The following is a 20,200-nucleotide window of genomic DNA, read 5'->3' as shown; positions in this document are numbered from 1 at the left end:
CTCAACCCTGCGGCATGATCGCCCAGGCCACGGCGTAAGCGACGATCGTCGCCGGGAAGCCGATCACCAGGGCGACGACCGCGCCGACCCGGACCAGCGTCGGGTCGACGCCGAGGTAGCGGCCCAGGCCGCCGCAGACGCCGGCGACCATCTTGTCGTCGTTGCTGCGCATCAGCCGGCGGATCGGCGGCGGGGGCGCCTGGTAGGTCGGAGGCTGGTACGGCGGCTGGGGAGCTCCCTGGGGAGCCTCCTGGGGTGTCTCTGGGGCGCCGTCCTGCGGGGGAGTGACCTGCTCGCAGCTCATGACTCGTCCTTGCGCTCGTCGAGGACGAGGGTGTCCTCGGGGGTGGTGGGCTCAGTGGTGCCGGCCTCGGGTGCGTCCGTCTCGGGTGCGCTCACCTCGGTGGCGGCGAACTCCTCGACCGGGGCTCCGGTCGCGGCTTGGATGCGCGTGTTCCGGCGCCGGCTGAGCACCGCGGCGATGAGGCCGATCACGCCGGCGCCGATCAGCACCACCGGGAGCCCGGCTGCCTGGTTGTCGAAGTCGGCGTCGTTGGCGTTGCCGATGAACCAGAGCGTCGCGATCCCGCCGAAGATCAGGCCGAAGATCAGGTGCGCGATGCTCAGCGGACGGGTGGTCGGGGTGGTCGGTGTCTCGGTGCTCATCGCTGCTCCACGTTGATCTGGCCGACCCGGACGTCGATGTCCAGGTCGAGGGCGGGGGTGGTGGTGGCCGGGGTGCCGGTCAGGCTGCGCTCGGCGGAGTCCTGGACCCCGCCGCCGTCGTACCCGGGGATGTCGATGCCCCCGGCGAAGCCGAGCTCGGCGTCGATGTCGACGTTCAGGCTCTTCGGCACGATCACGGTGATCTCCCCGGCGTTCAGGGTGAGGTCGATCTCGCGGCCGGCGAGTGCCGCCGGGTCGGCGACCTTGGTCAGGTCGACGTAGATCCGGCCCATGTGGGTCTTGTAGCTGGACTGCACCTCGGCGGCTGTCTTCGGCTCCGCCTCCAGGTTGCGCCCGTCGATGTGGAAGGTGCCCAGGACGGTTGCCATGCTCAGCGCCATCGTGGAGACGATGCCGACCAGGATCAGTCCGCCGGGACGTCCGAAGAACGAGCCGACCAGCAGCATCACGCCGGTGATCGCGACCGCCACCGCCGGGTAGACGCCGGGGTCGACCTGGTGCGCGTTGGTGTCGAAGATGCCGACCACGCCGAGCCCGATCGCGATCAGCGCGATCGTGGGCCAGAACCAGAGGATGCCGGTGCGCTTCGGGTGCGGCGGGATCAGCGGCGGCTGCGCCACCGGGGGCTGCCACGCGGGCGGGGCGGGAGGTGCGTAGGCGGGACCCTGGTCGGCCGGCTGCGGGTACGTCGACTGCGACGTCGCCGGGTAGCTCGTGGTGGGGTCGTGCGTCGCGGCGGCCCAGGGCTGGGCCGGCGTCTCCGCCGCGGGGTCGTTCTTCCCGCCGCGGCGGTCACGGGCGATCAGCACCACGCCGATCACCACCGCGACGCTCGCGATCGGCCAGCCGGCGTCCCAGCCGCCGCCGAAGACGTCGCCGACGGCCAGCAGGCCGGCCACGCCGACCGCGGCGAGCAGCAGGATCTTGCGCGGCTCGCTGCTGACGTTCACCGCGGACCGGTCCTTGCCGTCCTCGGGGACGAACATCCAGGCGACCGCGTAGATCAGCACGCCGGCGCCGCCGAAGAGGGTGAGCACGGCGAGCAGGACCCGGATGATGGTCGGGTCGACGCCGAAGTGCCGGCCGATGCCGCCGGCGACACCGGCGACGTAGCGATCGGTGACACTGCGGCGGAGCCGGTCCAGATCCTGGTGCGGCGGCAGCGGTGCCTGGTTGCCTGGGGCCCCGGGGGGTGTGCCGGGGCCGTACGTGGTCTCGTTCATGTCCTCCATCGTGGTCCGTGACCAGGCTCGGCACCATCGGGGAGAGCCCTGATTCTCGGGGAACGCCGTCTCAGGGTGACATCTCGGGGTCGCACCTGATGTCCCGATCGGGTCCGGATGCCACGATGGTCACATGACCCCCTCCGTGCCGCCTCCGAGTGCCGGCGTCGCCGCGCCGCCGAAGGCGTACCGGAACACCGAGGAGGGCCTGGTCGGCGGAGTCGCCGCCGGGCTGGCCGAGCACCTGCGGCTCCCGGTGATGTGGGTCCGGGCGGCGTTCATCGCCGCGTCGGTGATGGGCGGCTTCGGGCTGATGTTCTACGCCGGGCTCTGGATGCTGCTCCCGGTGCAGGCCCACTTCGACGACACCGCCCCCGGCCTGGCCGCCGCCGAGCGTCAGGGCAAGCGGCCCCGGCGCAAGCTCCGGCTGGTCGACTACGGACCGTTGATCGCGATCGCCACGATCGGTATCGGGACCGCCCTGCTGCTGGCGATGGTCACCGGTCGCGGCGGGATCTTCTGGCCGCTGCTGCTGGCCGTCGGCGGTGTCGCCGTGCTGTGGCGCCAGGCCGACGAGGCCCAGCGCGAGCGGTGGGTCGACTCGAGCGGACGGATCAACGTGGTCCGGGCGATCGTCGGCGGTGGCGGCGCCGCGTCGTACCTGCGGTTGGTCGCGGGCGTCGTGATGCTCGTCAGCGCGATCACCTTGTTCTCGTTCGGCGGCGGCGGGTGGGGCGCCGCGCGGGACGTCGGGATCGCGAGCACGCTCGGCATCCTCGGGCTGGCCTTCATCGCCGGGCCGTGGCTGATGCGGCTGACCTCCGACCTCTCCGAGGAGCGCGCCGAGCGGGTGCGGTCCCAGGAGCGCGCCGACGTCGCGGCGCACCTGCACGACTCGGTGCTGCAGACCCTCGCGCTGATCCAGAAGTCCGCGCACGACCCGGCCGCCGTGGCGAGGCTCGCGCGATCCCAGGAGCGTGACCTGCGGTCCTGGCTCTTCGACAGCTCCGGCGCCGACGCGACCACGCTCGCGGTGGCGCTGCGCACCCTGGCGGGCGAGGTCGACGACATGTACGGCGTTTCGGTGGAGGTGGTCTGCGTCGGCGACCCGCCGGTGACCGAAGGGTTGCGCGCGCTCGTGCTCGCGACCCGGGAGGCGGTCGTGAACGCGGCCCGGCACTCCGGAGCCGCCAAGGTCGACGTCTACGCCGAGGCCGGTGCCGAGATGATCGAGATCTTCGTGCGCGACCGCGGTGCCGGCTTCGATCCGGACGCGGTCGCAGCGGACCGGCACGGGCTCCGTGACAGCATCGTCGAACGGATGCGCCGGCACGGCGGCGCCGCCGAGGTCCGCAGCACGCCGGGCACCGGCACCGAGATCCGACTGAGCCAACCGACCGGGGAGTCCACCTGATGCCCAGACACAGCGTCGTGATCGTCGACGACCACGCGATGTTCCGCGCCGGCGTGCGCGCCGAGCTCGGCGACGCGGTCGAGGTGCTGGCCGAGGCCGCCGACGTCGACCAGGCCGTCGCGGCGGTGATCGCCGGCCAGCCCGAGGTGGTGCTGCTCGACGTGCACCTGCCCGGCGGCGGCGGTGGCGAGGTGATCCGTCGTACGGCGGGGAAGGCGGTCGATACCAAGTTCCTCGCGCTGAGCGTCTCGGATGCCGCCGAGGACGTGATCGGCACGATCCGGTCGGGTGCGCGCGGGTACGTCACCAAGACCATCACCGGCGACGAGCTCGTCGACGCGATCGCCCGGGTGGCGGCCGGGGACGCGGTGTTCTCACCACGACTCGCCGGCTTCGTGCTGGACGCGTTCGCGGGCACGATCGAGGTGGCCGCCGTCGACGAGGACCTGGATCGGCTGACCGAGCGGGAGCGCGAGGTGATGCGGCTGATCGCTCGCGGGTACTCCTACAAGGAGGTCGCCGCCGAGCTGTTCATCTCGATCAAGACCGTCGAGACCCACATGGGGTCGGTGCTGAGGAAGCTCCAGCTCAGCTCCCGCCACGAGCTCACCCGCTGGGCCTCCGAGCGCCGCCTCCTCTGACGTTGAGTAGGCCCAAAATCCTGTCGAACGGGCCCTAGTTTCAGCCGAGATGCAGATCTCGCCGGCGGTACGGGCCCACTCGACGGCTTTTCGGACCCACTCGACCTAGTCGGGGAGGAGGGTCGCCCAGGTCGGTCTCCAGGCCGTGCTGCGCTGCTGCATCTCCCAGCCGAGCGCGCGCAGGGTCGGCCCCTTGCCGTCGTACCAGGGCGGGAGGCTGTCGAACGCCCGGACCAGCGAGATCCTCCCGGCGGAGACCCGGACCTGCGCCGCGATCCAGGCCCCGGACTCCTCGCCGGCCTCACCGCGGTGCAGCTCGCGCAGGACGTTGGTCAGGCTCCCCAGCAGCGGGTCGGGGAGCGGGGGTGCGTCACCGAGGGTCACCAGCTCGCCCTCGTCGATCACCACGGTGTGCTCGAAGTTGATCCCGGGTTCGCTGACCCGGTGCCAGCGCGCCAGCAGGGTGGGTCGCTCCGGGAGACCGCGGTCGCGCTCCTCCGCCTCCCGCATCTGCCGGTGGATCTGGCTGCGCAACCGTTTCCGGATGGCGCCCTGGGCGGCGACGTGCGCGACACCGTGCGCCTGGCGCAGCAGCGGAGCGTCGGCGATCCCGGACTTGGCCTCGGCGACCAGCCGGGGATCGGCGCGGAGCAGCGGGGTCACCAGGTCGACGACGCCGTCGAACATCCCGGAGGTGCTGGTGTCCCACCCGTCGCGGGAGTACCAGGCCAGGAAGCCCGGCTTCACGTTGCGGATCGAGCGCCAGGCTGCGTTCGAGCTGGCCCAGTCGGGGGCTCCGTCGAGGACGTCCAGGTGCTCGCTGACGGCGTCCCGGGTCGAGCCGGCGGCGGTGCCCCAGATCACCGCGCGGCCACCGCCGATCCGCTGCATGAACACTGAGGAGTCGCCGTACGCGTAGCTCAGGACGTGCTCGGCGGCGTCGAGCTCGGCCACCGCCCCTTCGGGCAGGCGACCGTCGGCCGCGAGCACCGCCCAGGACCACCACAGCTCGTCGGCAGACGCCAGATCGTCCGCTTCCATGACGTCATTGTGCAGTGCGCGACGGCGCTTGGGCAGTACCTCGTTGGCGCGCCGCGCTACTGCGCGACCTCGGCCAGCGAGGCATCGATCAACCACTCCACCGGCGCGACGTCGTCGGTGTAGACGCGCCCGCCGGTGAGGCCGGGTGCGATCCGGGCCGCCGTGGCACGAGCCACCTCGGCGACATCGGCAGGGACGACCTCGGCGGCCTCGGCGAGCCGTCCGGCCGGATCGGAGGCGGTGCTCCCGATCAGCATCGTGTTCGTCGGCTCGGCCGGGTCCCGCCAGACCTGGTCGCGCCCGAACTCGGCCGCCATCGTCGCGGTCAGCACCTTCTCCAGCGCCGTCGAGCCCTCGGGGTGCCCGACGTTGATGATCACCAGCCCGCCCGGGTTCAGGTGCTCGCGCACCAGCGCGAAGAACTCCCGGGTGGCCAGGTAGAACGGGATGTAGGGCTGCCGGTAGGCGTCGACCATGATCGCGTCGTAGGTGTTCTTGCTGGCGTGCAGCCACGGCCGGGCGTCGGCGGTGAAGGTGCGCAGCCTCGGTCCGCGCATGTCGAACAGCTCCCGGCCGACCTCGGTGATCTCGCCGTCGATCTCGACCGCGTCGACCCGGGTCTCCGGGAAGTAGTACCCGATCGCGCGCGCCGTGGTGCCGGCGGCGTTGCCGAGGATCGCCACCGAGGACGGCGGCGCGGACCGGCCGGCCAGCGAGAGCGCCAGCAGTTCGTCCCAGTAGTTGCCGGTCAGCCAGTCGCCCGCGGTGTAGACCGAGTGCACCGCGTGCCCTTCGTTGAGCTCCAGGCTGCGCTTGCCGCTGGCGTTCTCGACCACCCGGGCGTACTGGTACTCGGTCTCCTTCTCCCAGATCACCTTCTTGCCGGCTTCGGCGGCCTTCAGGGTGCCGGTCGGCAGGGCGATCAGTCCGAGGATGGTCGCCGGTACGACGGCCGCGAGCAGCCGCCCGCGGGCCAGGTGCGGGAGCGCGGCGAGCGCCATCATCGCGGCCAGCAGCAGGAACGTCCGCCGGGTGCCGACCACCGGGATCAGCAGCAGCGAGGAGAGGAAGGTGCCGGTCAGCGAGCCGACGGTGGCGATCGCGGAGAGGCGGCCCGCGGTGCGGCCGGCATCGGCCACGGAGTCGACCGAGAGCCGGACGGCGTACGGCGACACCATCCCGAGCATCAGCAACGGCACCGCGAGCAGCACCCCGACCCCGACCAGTGAGCCGAGGAAGGTGGCGGCGCTGAGCTGGTCGACCGCCTTCACCGCCTGCCGCAGGAACGGGCCGCTGATGAACGGGACGATCGCGAGCAGCACCGAGGCGACCAGGACGATCTTGGCCAGGCCGGCTGGTCGCGGATCCCGGTCGGCGAAGCGGCCGCCGATCGCGTAGCCGATGGAGAGGGCGACCAGGACGATCGCGATGGTGTTCGCCCAGACGATCGTGCTGGCACCGAACCAGGGTGCCAACAGGCGGGCGGCGGCGATCTCGGACCCGAGGGTCCCCGCTCCGACGGCGAACACCAGGACTTCGAGGGAGCGGGAGCGGTTGGCCACGCGCGGAGCCTATCGAGCGCCCGAGCTTGCTCGAGGTCGAGTGGGCGACGACGCGATGACGAACGAAGTGAGGACCACGCGCGGAGCCTAACGGGGCCCTGGGAACCGGCCCTGCAGCTCGGCCTGGATCGCGACGTGCCTTTCCAGGAACCGGCGCTCGTCGAGGCGCTTGCGGCGCAACCAGCCGGTGACCTCGTCGTTGCACTTGCTGGCGTTGCAGGAGGCGCAGGCCGGTGCGATGTTGTCGAGCGTGTAGCGGCCGCCGCGCGAGATCGGCTGGACGCAGTCGCGCTGGAGCGGCCGGTCCGTCGCGGCGCAGTAGGCGCAACCTCCCCAGGCTGCCTGGAGCGCGTCCCACTGCTCGGGGCTGAGGTCGTGCTCGACCGCGTCCATCCGGCTCTTGCGGCGACGCGCGTACCGGGCCTTGCGAGTTCGGTTGGCCGGCATGCGGCTCAGCCTAGGAGGAGGCGGGCGGCAGATCCGGCTGACACGACGGGCACAACCACACGGTCCGCTCCTGGCCCTCGGGACCGAGCTCACCGGTCCGGACCGGGGTGCCGCAGCGCAGGCACGGGCCCTGGCGGCGGTACACCCAGAGCCGCCGGCCCGGTCGGCGGTCGCCGGTGGTGATCCGGCTGTGCCGGTCGCGATGGGTCTCCAGGAGCTGGTGGGCGATCGCGACCAGCTTCGGCAGGTTCCGGACCGCGTCGACGCGGGTGTTCGGGTCGACACCGGCGAGGAAGCAGGCCTCGGCGCGGTAGATGTTGCCGATGCCGGCGAGGTTGCGCTGGTCGACCAGGGCCTCGCCGATGCTCAGGTGCGGCAGCCGTTGCAGGCGGCGGACGGCCAGCACCGGGTCCCAGTCGGCACCGAGCAGGTCAGGGCCGAGGTGGCCGACGAGGCTCTGCTCGGCCTCGGTCGCGACCACGTCGAGCAGGATCGAGAAGCCGATCGCCTCGGACTTCTCGGTCCGCAGCACGGCGCGGGCCTCGTGCGCCGGCCGGCGCCACGGGGTGCCGGCGGCCTGCACGTCCCAGCGGCCCTCCATCCGCAGGTGCGAGTGCAGGGTGATGCCGTCGGTGAGCCGGGTCAGCAGGTGCTTGCCGCGGCTGACCGTGCCCAGTACCTGCCGGCCGGCGAGGTCGACGGTCGCCAGGCTGGGGATCCGCAGGTCCGAACCGGTGAGGACGTGACCCTCGAGTGCGTCCAGGCGCCGCGCGGTCTGCCAGACGGAGTCGCCCTCAGGCATCGGTCACCTCAGGCACGGAGCCTCAGCCCCTTGCTGGTCGCGACGAAGCCGGCTGCCTCCAGGGCGAGCCGGATCGGCTCGGCGTCGGCGCCGAGGATCCCGACCCCGTCAGCCTTCTCGACCGTCAGCTTGCCGAGAGCGCCGCGGCGGACGGCAGTGCCGAGGCTCTCGATCGCGGCGGCGGTCAGGGCGGCGTCCTCGGCGAAGGTGAGCAGGGTGCGGCCGCCGCGCTCGACGTACAGGGTGAGCTCGCCGTCGACCAGGACGACCAGCGCACCCGCCTTGCGGCCGGGCCGGTGGCCCGCGTCCTGGGGAGGCCAGGGCAGCGCGGCGCCGTACGGGCTGGCCGGATCGGTGGCCGCGAGGGTGACGGCGACCGGCTTGTCGCCCTCGGTCGTCGGCCCGAAGGTTCGCAGCCGGTCCACGGCTCCCGCGGTGCCGAACTGCGCCGCGCCCAGGCCCTCGACGAAGTACCCGCGGCGGGCACGCCCGGACTCCTCGAACCGCGCCAGCACCCGGTACGCCGCCGCGAACCCGCCCGGGGTCCGCTCGCTCACCACGGCCCCCCGGGTGACGACGCCGTGCCGGTGGAGGAGGCCCTCGGCGGCGGCATGGGCGCGCCGGGTGGCGTCGCCCTCCGGCTCGGGGAGCAGGAACCAGCGTCCGGCCATGTCCGGGGGGCCGCTCCGGCTGGGCATCGGCGCTCTGCCGGTGCCGGTGCCGGCGATCCGGGCCCGCGGCGGTGGCCGTCGGCTGCGGTGGCTGGCGCTCCCGGAGCGGGTCAGCGCGCGTAGCGGGGCCAGGGTGTCGTTGCCGACCCGGCCGGCCCAGACCAGCTCCCAGATCAGGGCCGCCAGGGCGGCGTCATCGGTGGAGGTGACCTGCTGGCCGAGCTGGCGGAAGAAGTAGGCCCCGCCGCCGGACAGGGCATCGAGGACGACCTGGTGCTCGTCGGTGATCTCGAGCTCGCCGACGGGCAGGGTCAGGGGTGCGGAGTCGGCCGGGTGCAACGAGACCCAGCCGTCGGCGCCGGTGATGCCGCCGTGCCCCGCCCAGAGCACCTCGCCGGACGCGGTCAGCTCGTCGAGGTAGGCGGGCTGGTAGTCGACGACCCGGCTCGGCAGCACCAGCGACTCCCACGCCGAGGCCGGGACGGCGCAGCCGGCCAGCTGCTCGACCACCGCGAGCACACCGTCCGGTCCGCGCAGTCCCCGGGATCCCGCGCCCGCGACGTGCTGCCAGGCCGGCAGGAACCGGCCCAGGGTGGCCGGCTCCACCGGCTCCACCTCGTGCCGGAGCCTCGCCAGCGAGCGCCGCCGCAGCTTCCTGAGGACCTCCGCGTCGCACCACTCGCTGCCCGCGCCGGCCGGCCGGAACTCGCCCTCCAGCACCCGGCCCTGCGCGGCCAGCCGGACCAGGTTCTGCCGGGCCACCGCGACGCCGAGGCCGAGCCGGTCGGCCACCTCGGCGGTCGTGAACGGGCCGTGGGTGCGGGCGTAGCGGCCGATCAGGTCGCCCAGCGGGTCCTCGACCGGGTCGGTGAACGCCTCGGGCGTGCCGGGCGGGACCGGGACGCCGAGGCCGTCGCGGAGCCGGGCCACGTCCTCGACCACGGCCCAGCGTTCGGCACCGGCGATCCGGACCTCGACGATCCGGCGCGCCCGGGCGAGCATCCCGAGGGCGTCGTCGACCTCGACCAGGGAACGGGCAGCGGCCTCGTCGCGCGACAGCGGGCCGATCAGCCTGAGCACGTCGACCAGGCCCTCGGGATCCCGGGCGCGACGGTCCTCCGCCAGCCGCTGCAGCTCGGACTCGACCTCCTCGAGCACCTCGACGTCGAGGAGCTCGCGCAGCTCGGTGCGGCCGAGCAGCTCGGCGAGCAGGCCCTGGTCCAGGGAGAGTGCGGCGGCCCGGCGCTCGGCGATCGGCGAGTCACCCTCGTACATGAACGCGGCCACGTAGCCGAAGAGCAGCGACTGGGCGAACGGCGAGGCCCGGTGGGTGGCGACGTCGACGAGCTGGACCTGGCGCTCGGCGATCCTGCGCTGAAGTCCGACCAGGGCCGGGACGTCGTACACGTCCTGGAGGACCTCGCGGATCGTCTCCAGCACGATCGGGAAGGACGGGTAGCGGGACGCGACCTCGAGCAGCTGGGCCGAGCGCTGCCGCTGCTGCCAGAGCGGCGAACGCCGTCCGGGGTCCCGCCGGGGGAGCAGCAGCGCCCGGGCCGCGCACTCCCGGAACCGAGCGGCGAAGAGGGCCGACCCGCCGACCTCGGCCGTGACGAGCTGCTCGATCTCGTCGGGCTCGAACACGATCAGCTCGGCCCCGGGCGGGTCCTGGTCGGTCTCCGGGATCCGCAGCACGATGCCGTCGTCCGCCGCCATCGCCTGCGCATCGACGCCGTACCGCTCCCGGAGTCGGGCATTGATCGCCAGCGCCCAGGGCGCGTGCACCGGAGTCCCGTACGGCGAGTGCACCACCAGCCGCCAGTCGCCGAGCTCGTCGCGGAACCGCTCGACGACGAGCTGGCGGTCGTGCGGGACCGCGTTGGTGGCTTCGCGCTGCTCCGCGACCAGCGCGACCAGGTTGTCGGCCGCCCAGGCGTCGAGCCCGGCTCCGAGGGCCCGCTCGGTCGCAGCCTTCCCGGAGAGCGCCGCCAGCTCGCGGGTGAACGCGCCGATCGCCTCGCCGAGCTCGGCCGGGCGGCCCAGGGTGTCGCCGGTCCAGAAGGGCAGCCGGCCGGGCTGGCCGGGCGCGGGGGAGACCAGCACCCGGTCGTGGGTGATGTCCTCGATCCGCCAGGTGCTGGTGCCGAGGGTGAAGAGGTCGCCGACCCGCGACTCGTAGACCATCTCCTCGTCGAGCTCGCCGACCCGGCTGGCACGCTCCCCGACGAGGAACACGCCGAACATGCCGCGGTCGGGGATGGTGCCGCCGCTGGTCACCGCGAGCCGTTGGGCTCCCGGGCGCCCGGTGAGGGTCCCGGTCACCCGGTCCCAGACGATCCGGGGACGCAGCTCGGCGAACTCGTCGCTGGGGTAGCGACCCGCGAGCAGGTCCAGAGTGGCGTCGAAGGCGCTGCGCGGAAGACCCGCGAACGACGCCGTACGACGGGCCAGGTCGAACAGCTCGTCGGCCTGCCACGCCTCCAGCGCGGTCGCGGCGACGACCTGCTGGGCGAGGACGTCGAGCGGGTTGGTCGGGATCCGGAGCGCCTCGATGCCACCGCTGCGCATCCGCTCGACGGCGACCGCGGTCGGCACCAGATCGCCGCGGTGCTTGGGGAAGAGCACGCCGCGGGAGGTCTCGCCCACCTGGTGCCCGGCGCGCCCGACCCGCTGCAGCGCACTGGCGACCGAGGGCGGCGACTCGATCTGGATGACCAGGTCGACCGCGCCCATGTCGATGCCGAGCTCGAGGCTGCTGGTCGCGACGACGCAGGGGAGCCGACCGCGCTTCAGGTCGTCCTCGATGACCGCGCGCTGCTCCTTGGAGACCGAGCCGTGGTGCGCCCGCGCGATCACCGGCGGGGCGCCGTGGGACTGGCCGGACTGGGCCATCACCTCGGCCGGGGTGCGGGTCGCGGGCGAGTCGGCGTCCGAAGCCGCCCGCTCGGCGACGATCTCGTTGAGCCTTGCCGTCAGCCGTTCGGCCAGCCGGCGCGAATTGGCGAAGACGATCGTCGAGGTGTGCGCCTCGATCAGGTCGACGACCCGCTCCTCGACGTGCGGCCAGATCGAGCCGGACCGTGGCGAGTCGTCGTCGGCGTCGAGGGCGGTCATGTCCTCGATCGGCACCACGACCCTCAGGTCCCAGGTCTTCTCCGAGGGCGGCGCGACGATCTCGACCGGCGCCGAGCCGCCGAGGAAGCGGGCGACCTCCTCGATCGGCCGGACGGTCGCCGACAGCCCGACCCGTTGCGCCGGTCGCTCCAGCAGGGCGTCGAGCCGTTCGAGGGAGAGCGCCAGGTGGGCGCCGCGCTTGGTGCCGGCGACCGCGTGCACCTCGTCCAGGATCACCGTCTCCACCCCGCGCAAGGCCTCCCGCGCCTGCGAGGTCAGCATCAGGAAGAGCGATTCCGGGGTGGTGATCAGGATGTCCGGAGGGTTGGTCTGCAACCGGCGGCGGTCCGCGGCGGAGGTGTCGCCGGAGCGGACGCCGACGGTGATCTCCGGGACCTCGGTGCCGAGCCGCTGCGCGGTGTGCCGGATCCCCGCCAGCGGTGCCCGCAGGTTGCGCTCGACGTCGACGGCCAGCGCCTTCAACGGGGAGATGTACAGCACTCGGCAGCGCAGCTGCTTCTCGGCCGGCCGCGGGTCGGTGGCGATCTTGTCCAGCGATGCCAGGAAGGCGGCGAGGGTCTTGCCGGAACCGGTCGGCGCCACCACCAGCGCGTCGCGACCCGCGGCGATCGCGTCCCAGGCGCCCACCTGGGCGGGGGTGGGCGCGGCGAAGGCGGCCTGGAACCAGGTCCGGGTCGCTTCGCTGAACTGCTGCACCCGGCCATCATTCCCCAGGACACCGACATCGCGGGGTGCTGGACGGGTCGGTCAGGGCCCGAAAAGGTTGTGCGGGATCCCCGGCGGGGTTCGGCGCGGGCTGGCTATGCTCGGCGCACCCGGCCGGTCCCGGCCCGCACGGAAGGCACACCGACGTTGAACGACGTACGGGCCTGGATCGAGAGGGTCCGGGTGACCCTGTTCGAAGGGGGCCGGCGCCGCACGATCGGGGTTCTCTGCGCCGGGTTCCTGGTGATGGAGCTCTTCGCCTACGCCGTCGCCGGGATCCTGGTCGGCGGTGGGAACGAGGCGGACCGCGAGGCCGTCGTGGCACAGCTCCGGCCGCTGGGGCTGCAGGGTGTGCTCAGTGCCCCGGGCGCGCAGCCGAAGAAGCTCGAGGAGCCGCGCGGGATGGGCTCCGAGAAGGCCGGCGTCGCCGTACTCGCGCTCTCCGAGGTCGACGCCGTGAAGACCTCGTCGGGGACCCGGCGAGCACCGGAGGGAAGCCGGCTGCTCGCGTTCCGGTTGGGGGACTGGGTCTGCGAGGTCGAGCCCTGCGAGGGCTGGCGGTCGGTCGCGCCTCGGGTGGACGTGGACGGCAGCTACGAGGACCTGCCGGCGGGCACGGACACCTTCGTGGTGGTGCTCCCGCCGGGCACCCAGGACGTGCGCCTGGACATGGACGCGGACGGCTTCGACCAGTCCCTCTCCCTGCTCGACGACTCGGCAGGCGAGGGCAACATCGCGCTGCTCGCGCAGAAGGACCAGACCGAACGGGTCCCGCTGAACCGGACCTTCCGGGTGATCGAGCGCACCAGCGTCCCGCTCCAGAACGCGAGCGGGCAGGTCAGCGACACCTTCACCCGGGACGTGACCGTGGAGTTCCAGCAGCGCCGGTTCTTCCTGGACGGCCTGGCGCCGTCGAGCCCGCGGCGGGTGTTCCTGATCGTCAACGCCTACTACTCGTACGCCGGCCAGACCCAGAAGTACGTCCCGGTCGACGAGGTGACCTTCGTGGACAAGAAGGGGCGCAGCTATCCCGGCCGCGACCTCGACCCGGACGCGTCGGTGGCCCTGGTCGGCTTCGAGATCCCGGCCGACGTCCGGGCCGGCGTCTTCCGGATGGGCGGGAGCCGGACCAAGGTCTCCACCAACGGTCAGAGCTACACCTCGACCCTCGGTGACGCCGAGATTCCGATCACCCTGCGCTAGGCGCACCCTAAGAAGACATAGTTGATCGGATATGTGTAGTTTAGAGGCCCGGGCGTTGGCTCGTCCGGACCAGAACCCTCACGGCCGGCGCCTGTCCTGGTCAGACGGGCGCCGGTCGTGAGGTCCGGTTGGACAGCCTCACCTAAGATCAGCCCGTGACCACATCTCAGCAGGAGCATCCCTACTCGCGGGCGCTGACCAACGTCGTCGGTACGACGATCTTCTTCAGCCGCTGGCTGCAGGCACCCCTCTACCTGGGGCTGATCGTTGCCCAGGGCGTCTACGTGGTGCTGTTCTGGAAAGAGCTCGTCCACCTGATCCAGGACTTCGGCCACATGACCGAAGAGACCATCATGCTGATCGTCCTCGGACTGGTCGACGTGGTGATGATCGCCAACCTGCTGATCATGGTGATCATCGGCGGCTACGAGACCTTCGTCTCCCGGATCAACATGCGCGGCCACCGGGACGAGCCGGAGTGGCTCTCGCACGTCAACCCGAACGTTCTCAAGGTGAAGCTGGCGATGTCGATCATCGGCATCTCCTCGATCCACCTGCTCAAGTCGTTCATCGAGGCCGAGCGTCTCGACAACGACACCCTGATGTGGCAGACGATCATCCACATGGCCTTCATCCTGTCGGCGATCGGCCTGGCCTGGATCGACAAGATGGGCTCCGGCGGGCACTCGCCGGCGCCGCAGCACGGCTGACTCGGCGAGCGCCGGCAGGTCAGAGCATCCGCTGGTAGATGCCGACGTCGATCATCCGGTCCTGCTTGTCGCCGACCTCGCGCATCGTCCCGGCGAGCTCGAACCCGGCTCGCTCGTGCAGCTTGACGCTGGCCTTGTTGGGAAGCGCGATCAGGGCCAGCGCGGTGTGGAAGCCGGCGTCGACCAGCCGGGGGAGCAGGTCGTCGTACAGGCGGGAGCCGAGGCGCTCGCCGCGGGCCGCGCGGTGCAGGTACACCGAGACCTCCCGGGTGCGCCCGTACGCCGGCCGGTCCCGGAACGGGGAGGCGTACGCGAAGCCGAGCACCTGGCCGCCGTCGACCGCCACCAGGAACGGGTCGCCGCTGTCGAGCTTGTGCTCCCAGTCGGAGAGCGGCCGCTCCTCGGTCTCGAACGTCGAGTAGGCGTAGAGCGACTCGTAGGTGTAGATCTCGGCGACGTACGGAAGGTCGGCCGCGATCGCGTCCCGGATGATCACGTTGCCCATGGACGAATAATCCCATCGGTGCCGGGAGCGGCGTGCGGCAGACTGCTCCCGTGGCCATCGAACCTGACACCAAGGACTGGACCTGGGTCCTCGAGCGACCGTGCCCGGAGTGCGGCTTCGACCCGTCCGCGATCGACGCGACGACGCTGCCGGACCTGATCAGGAGCAACACCCGCGGCTGGTACGGCGTCCTGGACGGTGCGGACGCCGCGGTCCGACCGGGTCCGCAGACCTGGTCGCGCCTCGAGTACGCCTGCCACGTCCGCGACGTGCACCGCCTCTTCGGTGAGCGGGTCGGGCTGATGCTCGACCAGGACGACCCGCAGTTCGCGAACTGGGACCAGGACGTCACCGCGATCGAGGACCGGTACGACGAGCAGGACCCGAGCGTGGTCGCCGTCGAGCTGGTCGAGGCCGCTGCCGACGTGGCCGCCGTCTACGCGGGCGTCGCCAGTGACGCCTGGCAGCGCACCGGCCGGCGCAGCAACGGCTCCCTCTTCACCGTCGAGACGCTCGGGATCTACCACCTGCACGACGTCGTCCACCACCTCTACGACATCGGCGGCAGCCCGGACTCCGGACCGGACGCCGAGTCCGCCACGTGAGGCACACCGAGTTCTGGGACCGGATGGAGCACGCGCTCGGTGCCAGCTACGCCCGCTCCTGGGCCTCGCTGTACGTGATCAGCGAGCTCGGCGGCCGGACCGCGGAGGAGGCGCTGGCCGCGGGAGTCCCGCCGAAGGAGGTCTGGCGCGCCGTCTGGGCCGTGCTCGAGCTCCCGGCCAAGGAGCGGTGATGGACGCGGTCGCGGCCCAGCGCCGTACGGTCTCGACGCTGGTGGGCGCGCAGGCGTTCGGCGCGCTCGGGATCACGATCGGCATCGCGACCGCGTCGCTGCTGGCCCGGGACATCTCCGGTTCCGAGGAGCTGGCCGGCACCGCGCAGACCGCGCAGGTGCTCGGCGCCGCGGGTGCCTCCTGGCTGCTGGCCCGGCTGATGGCGGCGCGCGGCCGCCGGATCGGGCTGGTCGTCGGCTACCTGCTCGGCGCCGCCGGCTCGGCGCTGGCGGTGCTGGCCGGCGTCCTGGAGTCGATGCCGGTGCTGCTCTTCGGTGCGGTCCTGCTCGGCGCGACCAGCTCGGCGACCTACGCCTCCCGGTACGCCGCCACCGACCTGGCGCCGCCGGACGGTCGCGGCCGGGCGCTCTCGATCGTGGTCTGGGCGACCACCCTCGGTGCCGTCGCCGGCCCGAACCTGACCGGCCCGTCCGCGGACTTCGCCGACTGGGCCGGCATCCCCGAGCTCACCGGGCCGTTCGCCCTCGGCACCGCCGGGATGCTGATCGCCGCGGTCGTGATCGGCGTCCGGATGCGCCCGGACCCGTTGCTGCTGGCCCGCTCGATCCACGCCGGCCAGGTCGCCGACGGGACCCAGTCCGCCGAGGAGAAGCAGCCGTTGCGGACCGTCCTCGCCGAGCGCCCGGTGATCCTGGCGGCGATGATCGGCCTGGCCGCGGCGCACGCGGTGATGGTCTCGGTGATGGTGATGACGCCGCTGCACATGGAGCACGGCGGCGCGGCGCTGAAGATCATCGGCGTGGTGATCAGCCTGCACGTCCTGGGCATGTTCGCGTTCGCACCGGTGATGGGCTTCGCGGTCGACCGGCTCGGTCCCGCGACCGTGCTGGCCGCCGGCGGCGTGGTGCTGCTGGTCTCGCTGCTGCTCTGCGGACGCGCGCCCGAGGGCAGCTCGACCGAGATCTTCGGCGGCCTCTTCCTGCTCGGCGTCGGCTGGTCGATGGCGACCGTCTCGGCCTCGACGATGGTGGCCGGGCACGCGCCGCTGTCTTCGGTGACCGAGGTCCAGGGCACGGCGGACCTGGTGATGAACCTGGCAGCCGCGATCGGCGGTGCCGCGTCCGGGGTGATCGTGGGGGAGTACGGCTTCTCGACCCTGGCCGGATTCGCCTCCGTCTTCGCGTTCGCCGCGCTCGGTGCCGCCGCGTACGCCGGGCTGCTGATCCGTCGTACGGGCGCGGTGGCGTAGGCAGGTTTCGCCGTCCGGGGCAGCGGGTACGCCCTGCCCTGGACGGGGCGCCTACTCCCTCCCCTCATGCGGGCGCCCCGTTTCCCCTGCGCGGCACGCGCTCCCGCGACACGCGGAGCCGATGACTCGCAAATCGAACACCTGTTCGGCTACGGTGAGATCCACAGGCCGGGATCGAGCAGCCGTTCTCCACAGCCACCGGCAACGGTGGCAGTGAGTGTCGGGGGCCGTCCCTAACGTCTGGCGGACACACAGAGCTGGATGACCTCAAGGACAGGACGAAGACATGGCGGGCAACACGGAGAAGGACAAGGGCAAGGCCCTCGACATGGCCCTGGCCAGCATCGAGAAGTCGTACGGCAAGGGATCGGTGATGCGACTGGGTGACGAGACCCGGGCGCCGCTGGAGGTCATCCCGACCGGTGCGATCTCGCTCGACATCGCCCTCGGCCTCGGCGGCCTGCCGCGCGGTCGCGTGGTCGAGATCTACGGCCCGGAGTCCTCCGGTAAGACGACGGTGGCCCTGCACGCGGTCGCCAACGCCCAGGCCGCCGGCGGCATCGTGGCCTTCATCGACGCCGAGCACGCGCTCGACCCGGAGTACGCCAAGGCGCTGGGGGTCGACACCGACGCGCTGCTGGTCTCCCAGCCCGACAGCGGTGAGCAGGCGCTCGAGATCGCCGACATGCTGATCCGCTCCGGCGCGCTCGACCTGATCGTGATCGACTCGGTGGCGGCGCTGGTGCCCCGCGCCGAGATCGAGGGCGAGATGGGTGACAGCCACGTCGGCCTGCAGGCCCGGCTGATGAGCCAGGCGCTGCGGAAGATGACCGGTGCGCTCAACAACACCAACACCACGATGATCTTCATCAACCAGCTCCGCGAGAAGATCGGCGTGATGTTCGGGTCGCCGGAGACCACCACGGGTGGCAAGGCGCTGAAGTTCTACTCCTCGGTACGCCTCGACGTCCGCCGGATCGAGACCCTCAAGGACGGCACCGACATGGTCGGCAACCGGACCCGGGTCAAGGTCGTGAAGAACAAGGTCGCGCCGCCGTTCAAGCAGGCTGAGTTCGACATCATGTACGGCAAGGGCATCTCCCGCGAGGGCGGCCTGATCGACGTCGGCGTGGAGCAGGGTCTCGTTCGCAAGGCGGGCGCCTGGTACACCTACGAGGGCGACCAGCTCGGCCAGGGCAAGGAGAACTCCAGGTCGTTCCTGAAGGACAACCCGGACCTCGCCAACGAGCTGGAGAAGCGGATCCTCGAGAAGCTCGGCATCGGCCCGACCCTCGACAACCCGGCCGACATCCCGCCGAAGGTGATCGACCCCGATGGCATCGATTTCTGATGGAGTCCGTGAAACCGCGGCGTTGGCCGCGTTGTCGATCGGTCGCCGGCCGCTCCGCTCTAAGGCCGGCTTCCCTCCTCCGCCTTGCCACCACCACGGTTTGACGAACTCCAATGGCTTCCCTCTCTGACCCCCAGGCAGTAGCTGATCTTTTCGGGGTCGCCCACGAGCCGATCAACCTGGCAGTGGGCACCCCGGAGAGGTCCGCGCCGGGGGCGGAGGAGGCCGCAGGGCCCTCTGCGCGACGAGGCTCCGGGCGGGCTCGGCGCCACCCGGGGCGTGGCCGACGATCGGCAGAACCTCCTCCGGAAGGTGACGCCGACCTGGGCCCGGAAGCCGATCCGGTATCGGTCGGGCGCAAGATCCTGCTCGACCAGCTGACCGGTCGCGCCCGCAGTCGGGCCGACCTCGCCAAGAAGCTGGCCGAGCGCAACGTCCCGGACGACGTCGCGCTCGGCCTGCTGGACCGGTTCGAGGAAGTCGGCCTGATCGACGACGCCGCCTTCGCCCGCGAGTGGGTGGCGCAGCGCCAGGAGGGGAGAGGGCTCGCCCGCCGGGCCCTTGCTCAGGAGCTCCGCCGCAAGGGCATCGACGACGAGCTGGCCCGCGAGGCGCTCGACACCGTCGAGGAGGAGGACGAGATCGAAGCGGCGCGCCTGCTGGTGCAGCGCAAGCTCCGCTCGATGCGTGGTCTCGACAAGCAGGTGGCGATCCGACGCCTGGTCGGCATGCTGGCCCGCAAGGGCTACTCGAGTGGAGTGTCGTTCCGCGTGGTGCGCGAAGAGCTGGACGCGGACCTGGCGGATCCGGAGCTCTAGCCGCCGAGCGCGGCGAGCATCCTCTTGCCGACCTCGCTCAAGGTCCCGTGCTGATCCGCGACACGACACCACTCGCGCGTCATGTCGGCGAACTTCTGCGGGTTGTAGATGTCCTCCTCGCGGATCAGGTTCCCGTCGTCGTCGAACGTCAGGATCGTGATGTTCGAGGCCTCGTGGACCGACCCGTCGCCGGGGTCGCGCATGATGTTGCGGACGTCGCAGATGACGCGGTTCGTCGGCGGGTCGAAGACGAACCAGGCCGGCGGGAACCCGATCATCTCGCTGCCCGGGAAGCTGGTCATCGTCTTGACGATCCAGGGACGGATCTCCTCGCGGCCGTCGAAGTCTCCGTACACGTGCTCGGAGTAGGTGGCGTCCTCGGTGAACATGTCCGCGAACGCGGACCAGTCGCGGGTCTCGCAGATGCCCTCGACGGTGTCCAGGTAGCGCTGGAACGCGGACTGCAACATGTTCTCGTTTTGGCTCACCGGCCCATCAAACCATCCACGGCAGAATGAGGGGATGCACTTCGAGATCCTGCGCGATCAAGCTGCCGCCGCGTCGTCCTGGGCCGATGCCGCGGATCGCCGGCTGGCGGAGCTCGGTGAGGCCGGTCCGGTGCTGGCGGTCGACCTGTCGGGCGAGCTGCTCCGGTTCCGGACCGATCCGGAGCACCGGTTCTCGATACGGCCGATGACGCGGGGCGACTTCCCCGATCTGGTGCGCTGGGTGAACGAGCCGCACGTCGCGCGCTGGTGGGACGAGAACCGCTCGCTCGAGCAAGTGACGGAGTACTACGGCAAGGCCCTGACGGGCGAGGACCCGACCCGGCTATGGATCTGGGAGGTCAACGGGCGCTCGATCGGGTTCAGTCAGGACTACCGGATCAGCGACCATCCGGAGTACGCGCTGGTGTGCTCGCGCCCTGACGCGATCGGTTTCGACTACGCGATCGGCGAGCCAGCGTTCGCGGGGCGGGGGCTCGGGACGTCGCTGCTGTGGGTCTTCCTCCGCGACATCGTCTGGCCGGCGTATCCGGGCGCCCGCGAGTTCTTCGCGGCCCCCGACCACCGCAACGCCGCGTCGCTCCGGGCTCTCGCGAAGCTGGGCCTGAGCGAGGGCGTCTGGTTCGACGAGCCGAAGGGGAACGGCGAGACGGATACGGTCGTCGGCTGCTCGCTGGATGTGGCGCAGGTCATGGGCCTGAACCCCTCGACCGAGTAGTTACTCGGAAGTAAC

Annotated in this window: 20 protein-coding genes; 10 read left to right on the top strand and 10 right to left on the bottom strand. The window is 71.8% G+C overall.

The genetic code is table 11. The features are described from left to right. Position 1: 1 nt before the first annotated feature. From EFK50_RS22425 to EFK50_RS05725, 3 genes are read right to left on the bottom strand one after another with little or no spacing between them, the layout of a single operon-like run. Positions 2 to 304: a PspC domain-containing protein gene (locus EFK50_RS22425; RefSeq protein ID WP_221177279.1), complete on the bottom strand. Its 303-nt coding sequence runs from the start codon at positions 302 to 304 to the stop codon at positions 2 to 4. Further along, a complete protein-coding gene (locus tag EFK50_RS05730) occupies positions 301 to 666 on the bottom strand; it encodes a hypothetical protein (RefSeq protein ID WP_123226554.1) in 366 nt (121 codons plus the stop codon). The genes EFK50_RS22425 and EFK50_RS05730 overlap by 4 nt, the downstream gene beginning before the upstream one ends. Next, on the bottom strand, positions 663 to 1,910 hold the full coding sequence (locus EFK50_RS05725) for a PspC domain-containing protein (protein ID WP_183407691.1): 1,248 nt from the start codon (positions 1,908 to 1,910) through the stop codon (positions 663 to 665). The genes EFK50_RS05730 and EFK50_RS05725 overlap by 4 nt, the downstream gene beginning before the upstream one ends. Positions 1,911 to 2,043: 133 nt before the next feature. Here EFK50_RS05725 and EFK50_RS05720 point away from each other — a divergent pair, with 133 nt between their 5' ends. Beyond that, positions 2,044 to 3,324 (top strand): ATP-binding protein, encoded by a 1,281-nt coding sequence (locus EFK50_RS05720; RefSeq protein ID WP_123226552.1) that lies wholly within the window; start codon positions 2,044 to 2,046, stop codon positions 3,322 to 3,324. Continuing rightward, complete coding sequence (locus tag EFK50_RS05715; protein ID WP_123226551.1) at positions 3,324 to 3,965, top strand: LuxR C-terminal-related transcriptional regulator; 642 nt, start codon at positions 3,324 to 3,326, stop codon at positions 3,963 to 3,965. The genes EFK50_RS05720 and EFK50_RS05715 overlap by 1 nt, the downstream gene beginning before the upstream one ends. A 105-nt stretch (positions 3,966 to 4,070) precedes the next feature. Here EFK50_RS05715 and EFK50_RS05710 read toward each other — a convergent pair whose 3' ends face one another. The 5 genes from EFK50_RS05710 to EFK50_RS05690 all read right to left on the bottom strand — a co-directional run bounded on the left by EFK50_RS05710 (position 4,071) and on the right by EFK50_RS05690 (position 12,319). Beyond that, positions 4,071 to 5,006, bottom strand: a complete 936-nt coding sequence (locus tag EFK50_RS05710) for a hypothetical protein (protein WP_123226550.1) — start codon at positions 5,004 to 5,006, stop codon at positions 4,071 to 4,073. A gap of 56 nt (positions 5,007 to 5,062) precedes the next feature. Beyond that, positions 5,063 to 6,568, bottom strand: coding sequence for a spermidine synthase (locus EFK50_RS05705; RefSeq protein ID WP_221177278.1), 1,506 nt, complete (start codon positions 6,566 to 6,568; stop codon positions 5,063 to 5,065). A gap of 87 nt (positions 6,569 to 6,655) precedes the next feature. After that, a complete protein-coding gene (locus EFK50_RS05700) occupies positions 6,656 to 7,015 on the bottom strand; it encodes an HNH endonuclease (RefSeq protein WP_123226549.1) in 360 nt (119 codons plus the stop codon). Between the two features lie 10 nt (positions 7,016 to 7,025). Next, the gene (locus tag EFK50_RS05695; protein ID WP_123226548.1) at positions 7,026 to 7,817 is read right to left on the bottom strand and encodes a DNA-formamidopyrimidine glycosylase family protein; all 792 of its coding nucleotides are present in this window, start codon (positions 7,815 to 7,817) and stop codon (positions 7,026 to 7,028) included. Positions 7,818 to 7,825: 8 nt separating this feature from the next. Beyond that, entirely contained in the window at positions 7,826 to 12,319 is a 4,494-nt protein-coding gene (locus EFK50_RS05690) for an ATP-dependent helicase (RefSeq protein WP_246004043.1), read from the bottom strand. Positions 12,320 to 12,511: 192 nt separating this feature from the next. Between EFK50_RS05690 and EFK50_RS05685 the strand changes: the two genes are divergently transcribed. Together EFK50_RS05685 and EFK50_RS05680 are read left to right on the top strand one after the other, a co-directional pair. Continuing rightward, a complete protein-coding gene (locus tag EFK50_RS05685) occupies positions 12,512 to 13,531 on the top strand; it encodes a hypothetical protein (RefSeq protein WP_148046066.1) in 1,020 nt (339 codons plus the stop codon). Positions 13,532 to 13,686: 155 nt separating this feature from the next. Next, positions 13,687 to 14,241: a TIGR00645 family protein gene (locus tag EFK50_RS05680; protein ID WP_123226545.1), complete on the top strand. Its 555-nt coding sequence runs from the start codon at positions 13,687 to 13,689 to the stop codon at positions 14,239 to 14,241. 19 nt (positions 14,242 to 14,260) lie between these two features. Here EFK50_RS05680 and EFK50_RS05675 read toward each other — a convergent pair whose 3' ends face one another. Beyond that, complete coding sequence (locus EFK50_RS05675) at positions 14,261 to 14,746, bottom strand: GNAT family N-acetyltransferase (protein WP_123226544.1); 486 nt, start codon at positions 14,744 to 14,746, stop codon at positions 14,261 to 14,263. A gap of 50 nt (positions 14,747 to 14,796) precedes the next feature. Between EFK50_RS05675 and EFK50_RS05670 the strand changes: the two genes are divergently transcribed. The 5 genes from EFK50_RS05670 to EFK50_RS05650 all read left to right on the top strand — a co-directional run bounded on the left by EFK50_RS05670 (position 14,797) and on the right by EFK50_RS05650 (position 18,961). Next, positions 14,797 to 15,351, top strand: a complete 555-nt coding sequence (locus tag EFK50_RS05670) for a DinB family protein (protein ID WP_221177277.1) — start codon at positions 14,797 to 14,799, stop codon at positions 15,349 to 15,351. Further along, positions 15,348 to 15,542 carry a DUF3046 domain-containing protein gene (locus EFK50_RS05665; protein ID WP_123226542.1) on the top strand — a complete coding sequence of 65 codons (195 nt, stop codon included), beginning with the start codon at positions 15,348 to 15,350 and terminating at the stop codon, positions 15,540 to 15,542. Before EFK50_RS05670 ends, EFK50_RS05665 begins: the two co-directional genes overlap by 4 nt. Next, the gene (locus tag EFK50_RS05660) at positions 15,542 to 16,792 is read left to right on the top strand and encodes an MFS transporter (RefSeq protein WP_123226541.1); all 1,251 of its coding nucleotides are present in this window, start codon (positions 15,542 to 15,544) and stop codon (positions 16,790 to 16,792) included. Before EFK50_RS05665 ends, EFK50_RS05660 begins: the two co-directional genes overlap by 1 nt. A 286-nt stretch (positions 16,793 to 17,078) precedes the next feature. Beyond that, on the top strand, positions 17,079 to 18,143 hold the full coding sequence (gene recA, locus EFK50_RS05655) for a recombinase RecA (protein ID WP_123226540.1): 1,065 nt from the start codon (positions 17,079 to 17,081) through the stop codon (positions 18,141 to 18,143). Between the two features lie 113 nt (positions 18,144 to 18,256). Further along, positions 18,257 to 18,961, top strand: a complete 705-nt coding sequence (locus EFK50_RS05650; RefSeq protein ID WP_123226539.1) for a regulatory protein RecX — start codon at positions 18,257 to 18,259, stop codon at positions 18,959 to 18,961. On the opposite strand, the gene EFK50_RS05645 is transcribed toward EFK50_RS05650, so the two are convergent. Further along, complete coding sequence (locus EFK50_RS05645) at positions 18,958 to 19,449, bottom strand: nuclear transport factor 2 family protein (RefSeq protein WP_221177276.1); 492 nt, start codon at positions 19,447 to 19,449, stop codon at positions 18,958 to 18,960. The two genes, EFK50_RS05650 and EFK50_RS05645, sit on opposite strands and share 4 nt — an antisense overlap. Between EFK50_RS05645 and EFK50_RS05640 the strand changes: the two genes are divergently transcribed. Further along, positions 19,430 to 20,185, top strand: coding sequence for a GNAT family N-acetyltransferase (locus EFK50_RS05640; protein WP_123226537.1), 756 nt, complete (start codon positions 19,430 to 19,432; stop codon positions 20,183 to 20,185). The two genes, EFK50_RS05645 and EFK50_RS05640, sit on opposite strands and share 20 nt — an antisense overlap. Positions 20,186 to 20,200: the final 15 nt, after the last annotated feature.

The sequence above is a fragment of the Nocardioides marmoriginsengisoli genome, assembly GCF_003725695.1.
GTDB lineage: Bacteria > Actinomycetota > Actinomycetes > Propionibacteriales > Nocardioidaceae > Marmoricola > Marmoricola marmoriginsengisoli.
The sequence above is the reverse complement of the archived record's forward strand: the minus strand, read 5'-3'. Positions and strand labels throughout refer to the sequence as shown.

Bases quoted from the DNA above. Each gene is read 5' to 3' on its own strand.
- EFK50_RS22425 (WP_221177279.1), bottom strand. From the start codon at position 304: ATGAGCTGCGAGCAGGTCACTCCCCCGCAGGACGGCGCCCCAGAGACA.
- EFK50_RS05730 (WP_123226554.1), bottom strand. From the start codon at position 666: ATGAGCACCGAGACACCGACCACCCCGACCACCCGTCCGCTGAGCATC.
- EFK50_RS05725 (WP_183407691.1), bottom strand. From the start codon at position 1,910: ATGAACGAGACCACGTACGGCCCCGGCACACCCCCCGGGGCCCCAGGC.
- EFK50_RS05720 (WP_123226552.1), top strand. From the start codon at position 2,044: ATGACCCCCTCCGTGCCGCCTCCGAGTGCCGGCGTCGCCGCGCCGCCG.
- EFK50_RS05715 (WP_123226551.1), top strand. From the start codon at position 3,324: ATGCCCAGACACAGCGTCGTGATCGTCGACGACCACGCGATGTTCCGC.
- EFK50_RS05710 (WP_123226550.1), bottom strand. From the start codon at position 5,006: ATGGAAGCGGACGATCTGGCGTCTGCCGACGAGCTGTGGTGGTCCTGG.
- EFK50_RS05700 (WP_123226549.1), bottom strand. From the start codon at position 7,015: ATGCCGGCCAACCGAACTCGCAAGGCCCGGTACGCGCGTCGCCGCAAG.
- EFK50_RS05695 (WP_123226548.1), bottom strand. From the start codon at position 7,817: ATGCCTGAGGGCGACTCCGTCTGGCAGACCGCGCGGCGCCTGGACGCA.
- EFK50_RS05675 (WP_123226544.1), bottom strand. From the start codon at position 14,746: ATGGGCAACGTGATCATCCGGGACGCGATCGCGGCCGACCTTCCGTAC.
- EFK50_RS05660 (WP_123226541.1), top strand. From the start codon at position 15,542: ATGGACGCGGTCGCGGCCCAGCGCCGTACGGTCTCGACGCTGGTGGGC.
- recA (WP_123226540.1), top strand. From the start codon at position 17,079: ATGGCGGGCAACACGGAGAAGGACAAGGGCAAGGCCCTCGACATGGCC.
- EFK50_RS05650 (WP_123226539.1), top strand. From the start codon at position 18,257: ATGGCTTCCCTCTCTGACCCCCAGGCAGTAGCTGATCTTTTCGGGGTC.
- EFK50_RS05640 (WP_123226537.1), top strand. From the start codon at position 19,430: ATGTTCTCGTTTTGGCTCACCGGCCCATCAAACCATCCACGGCAGAAT.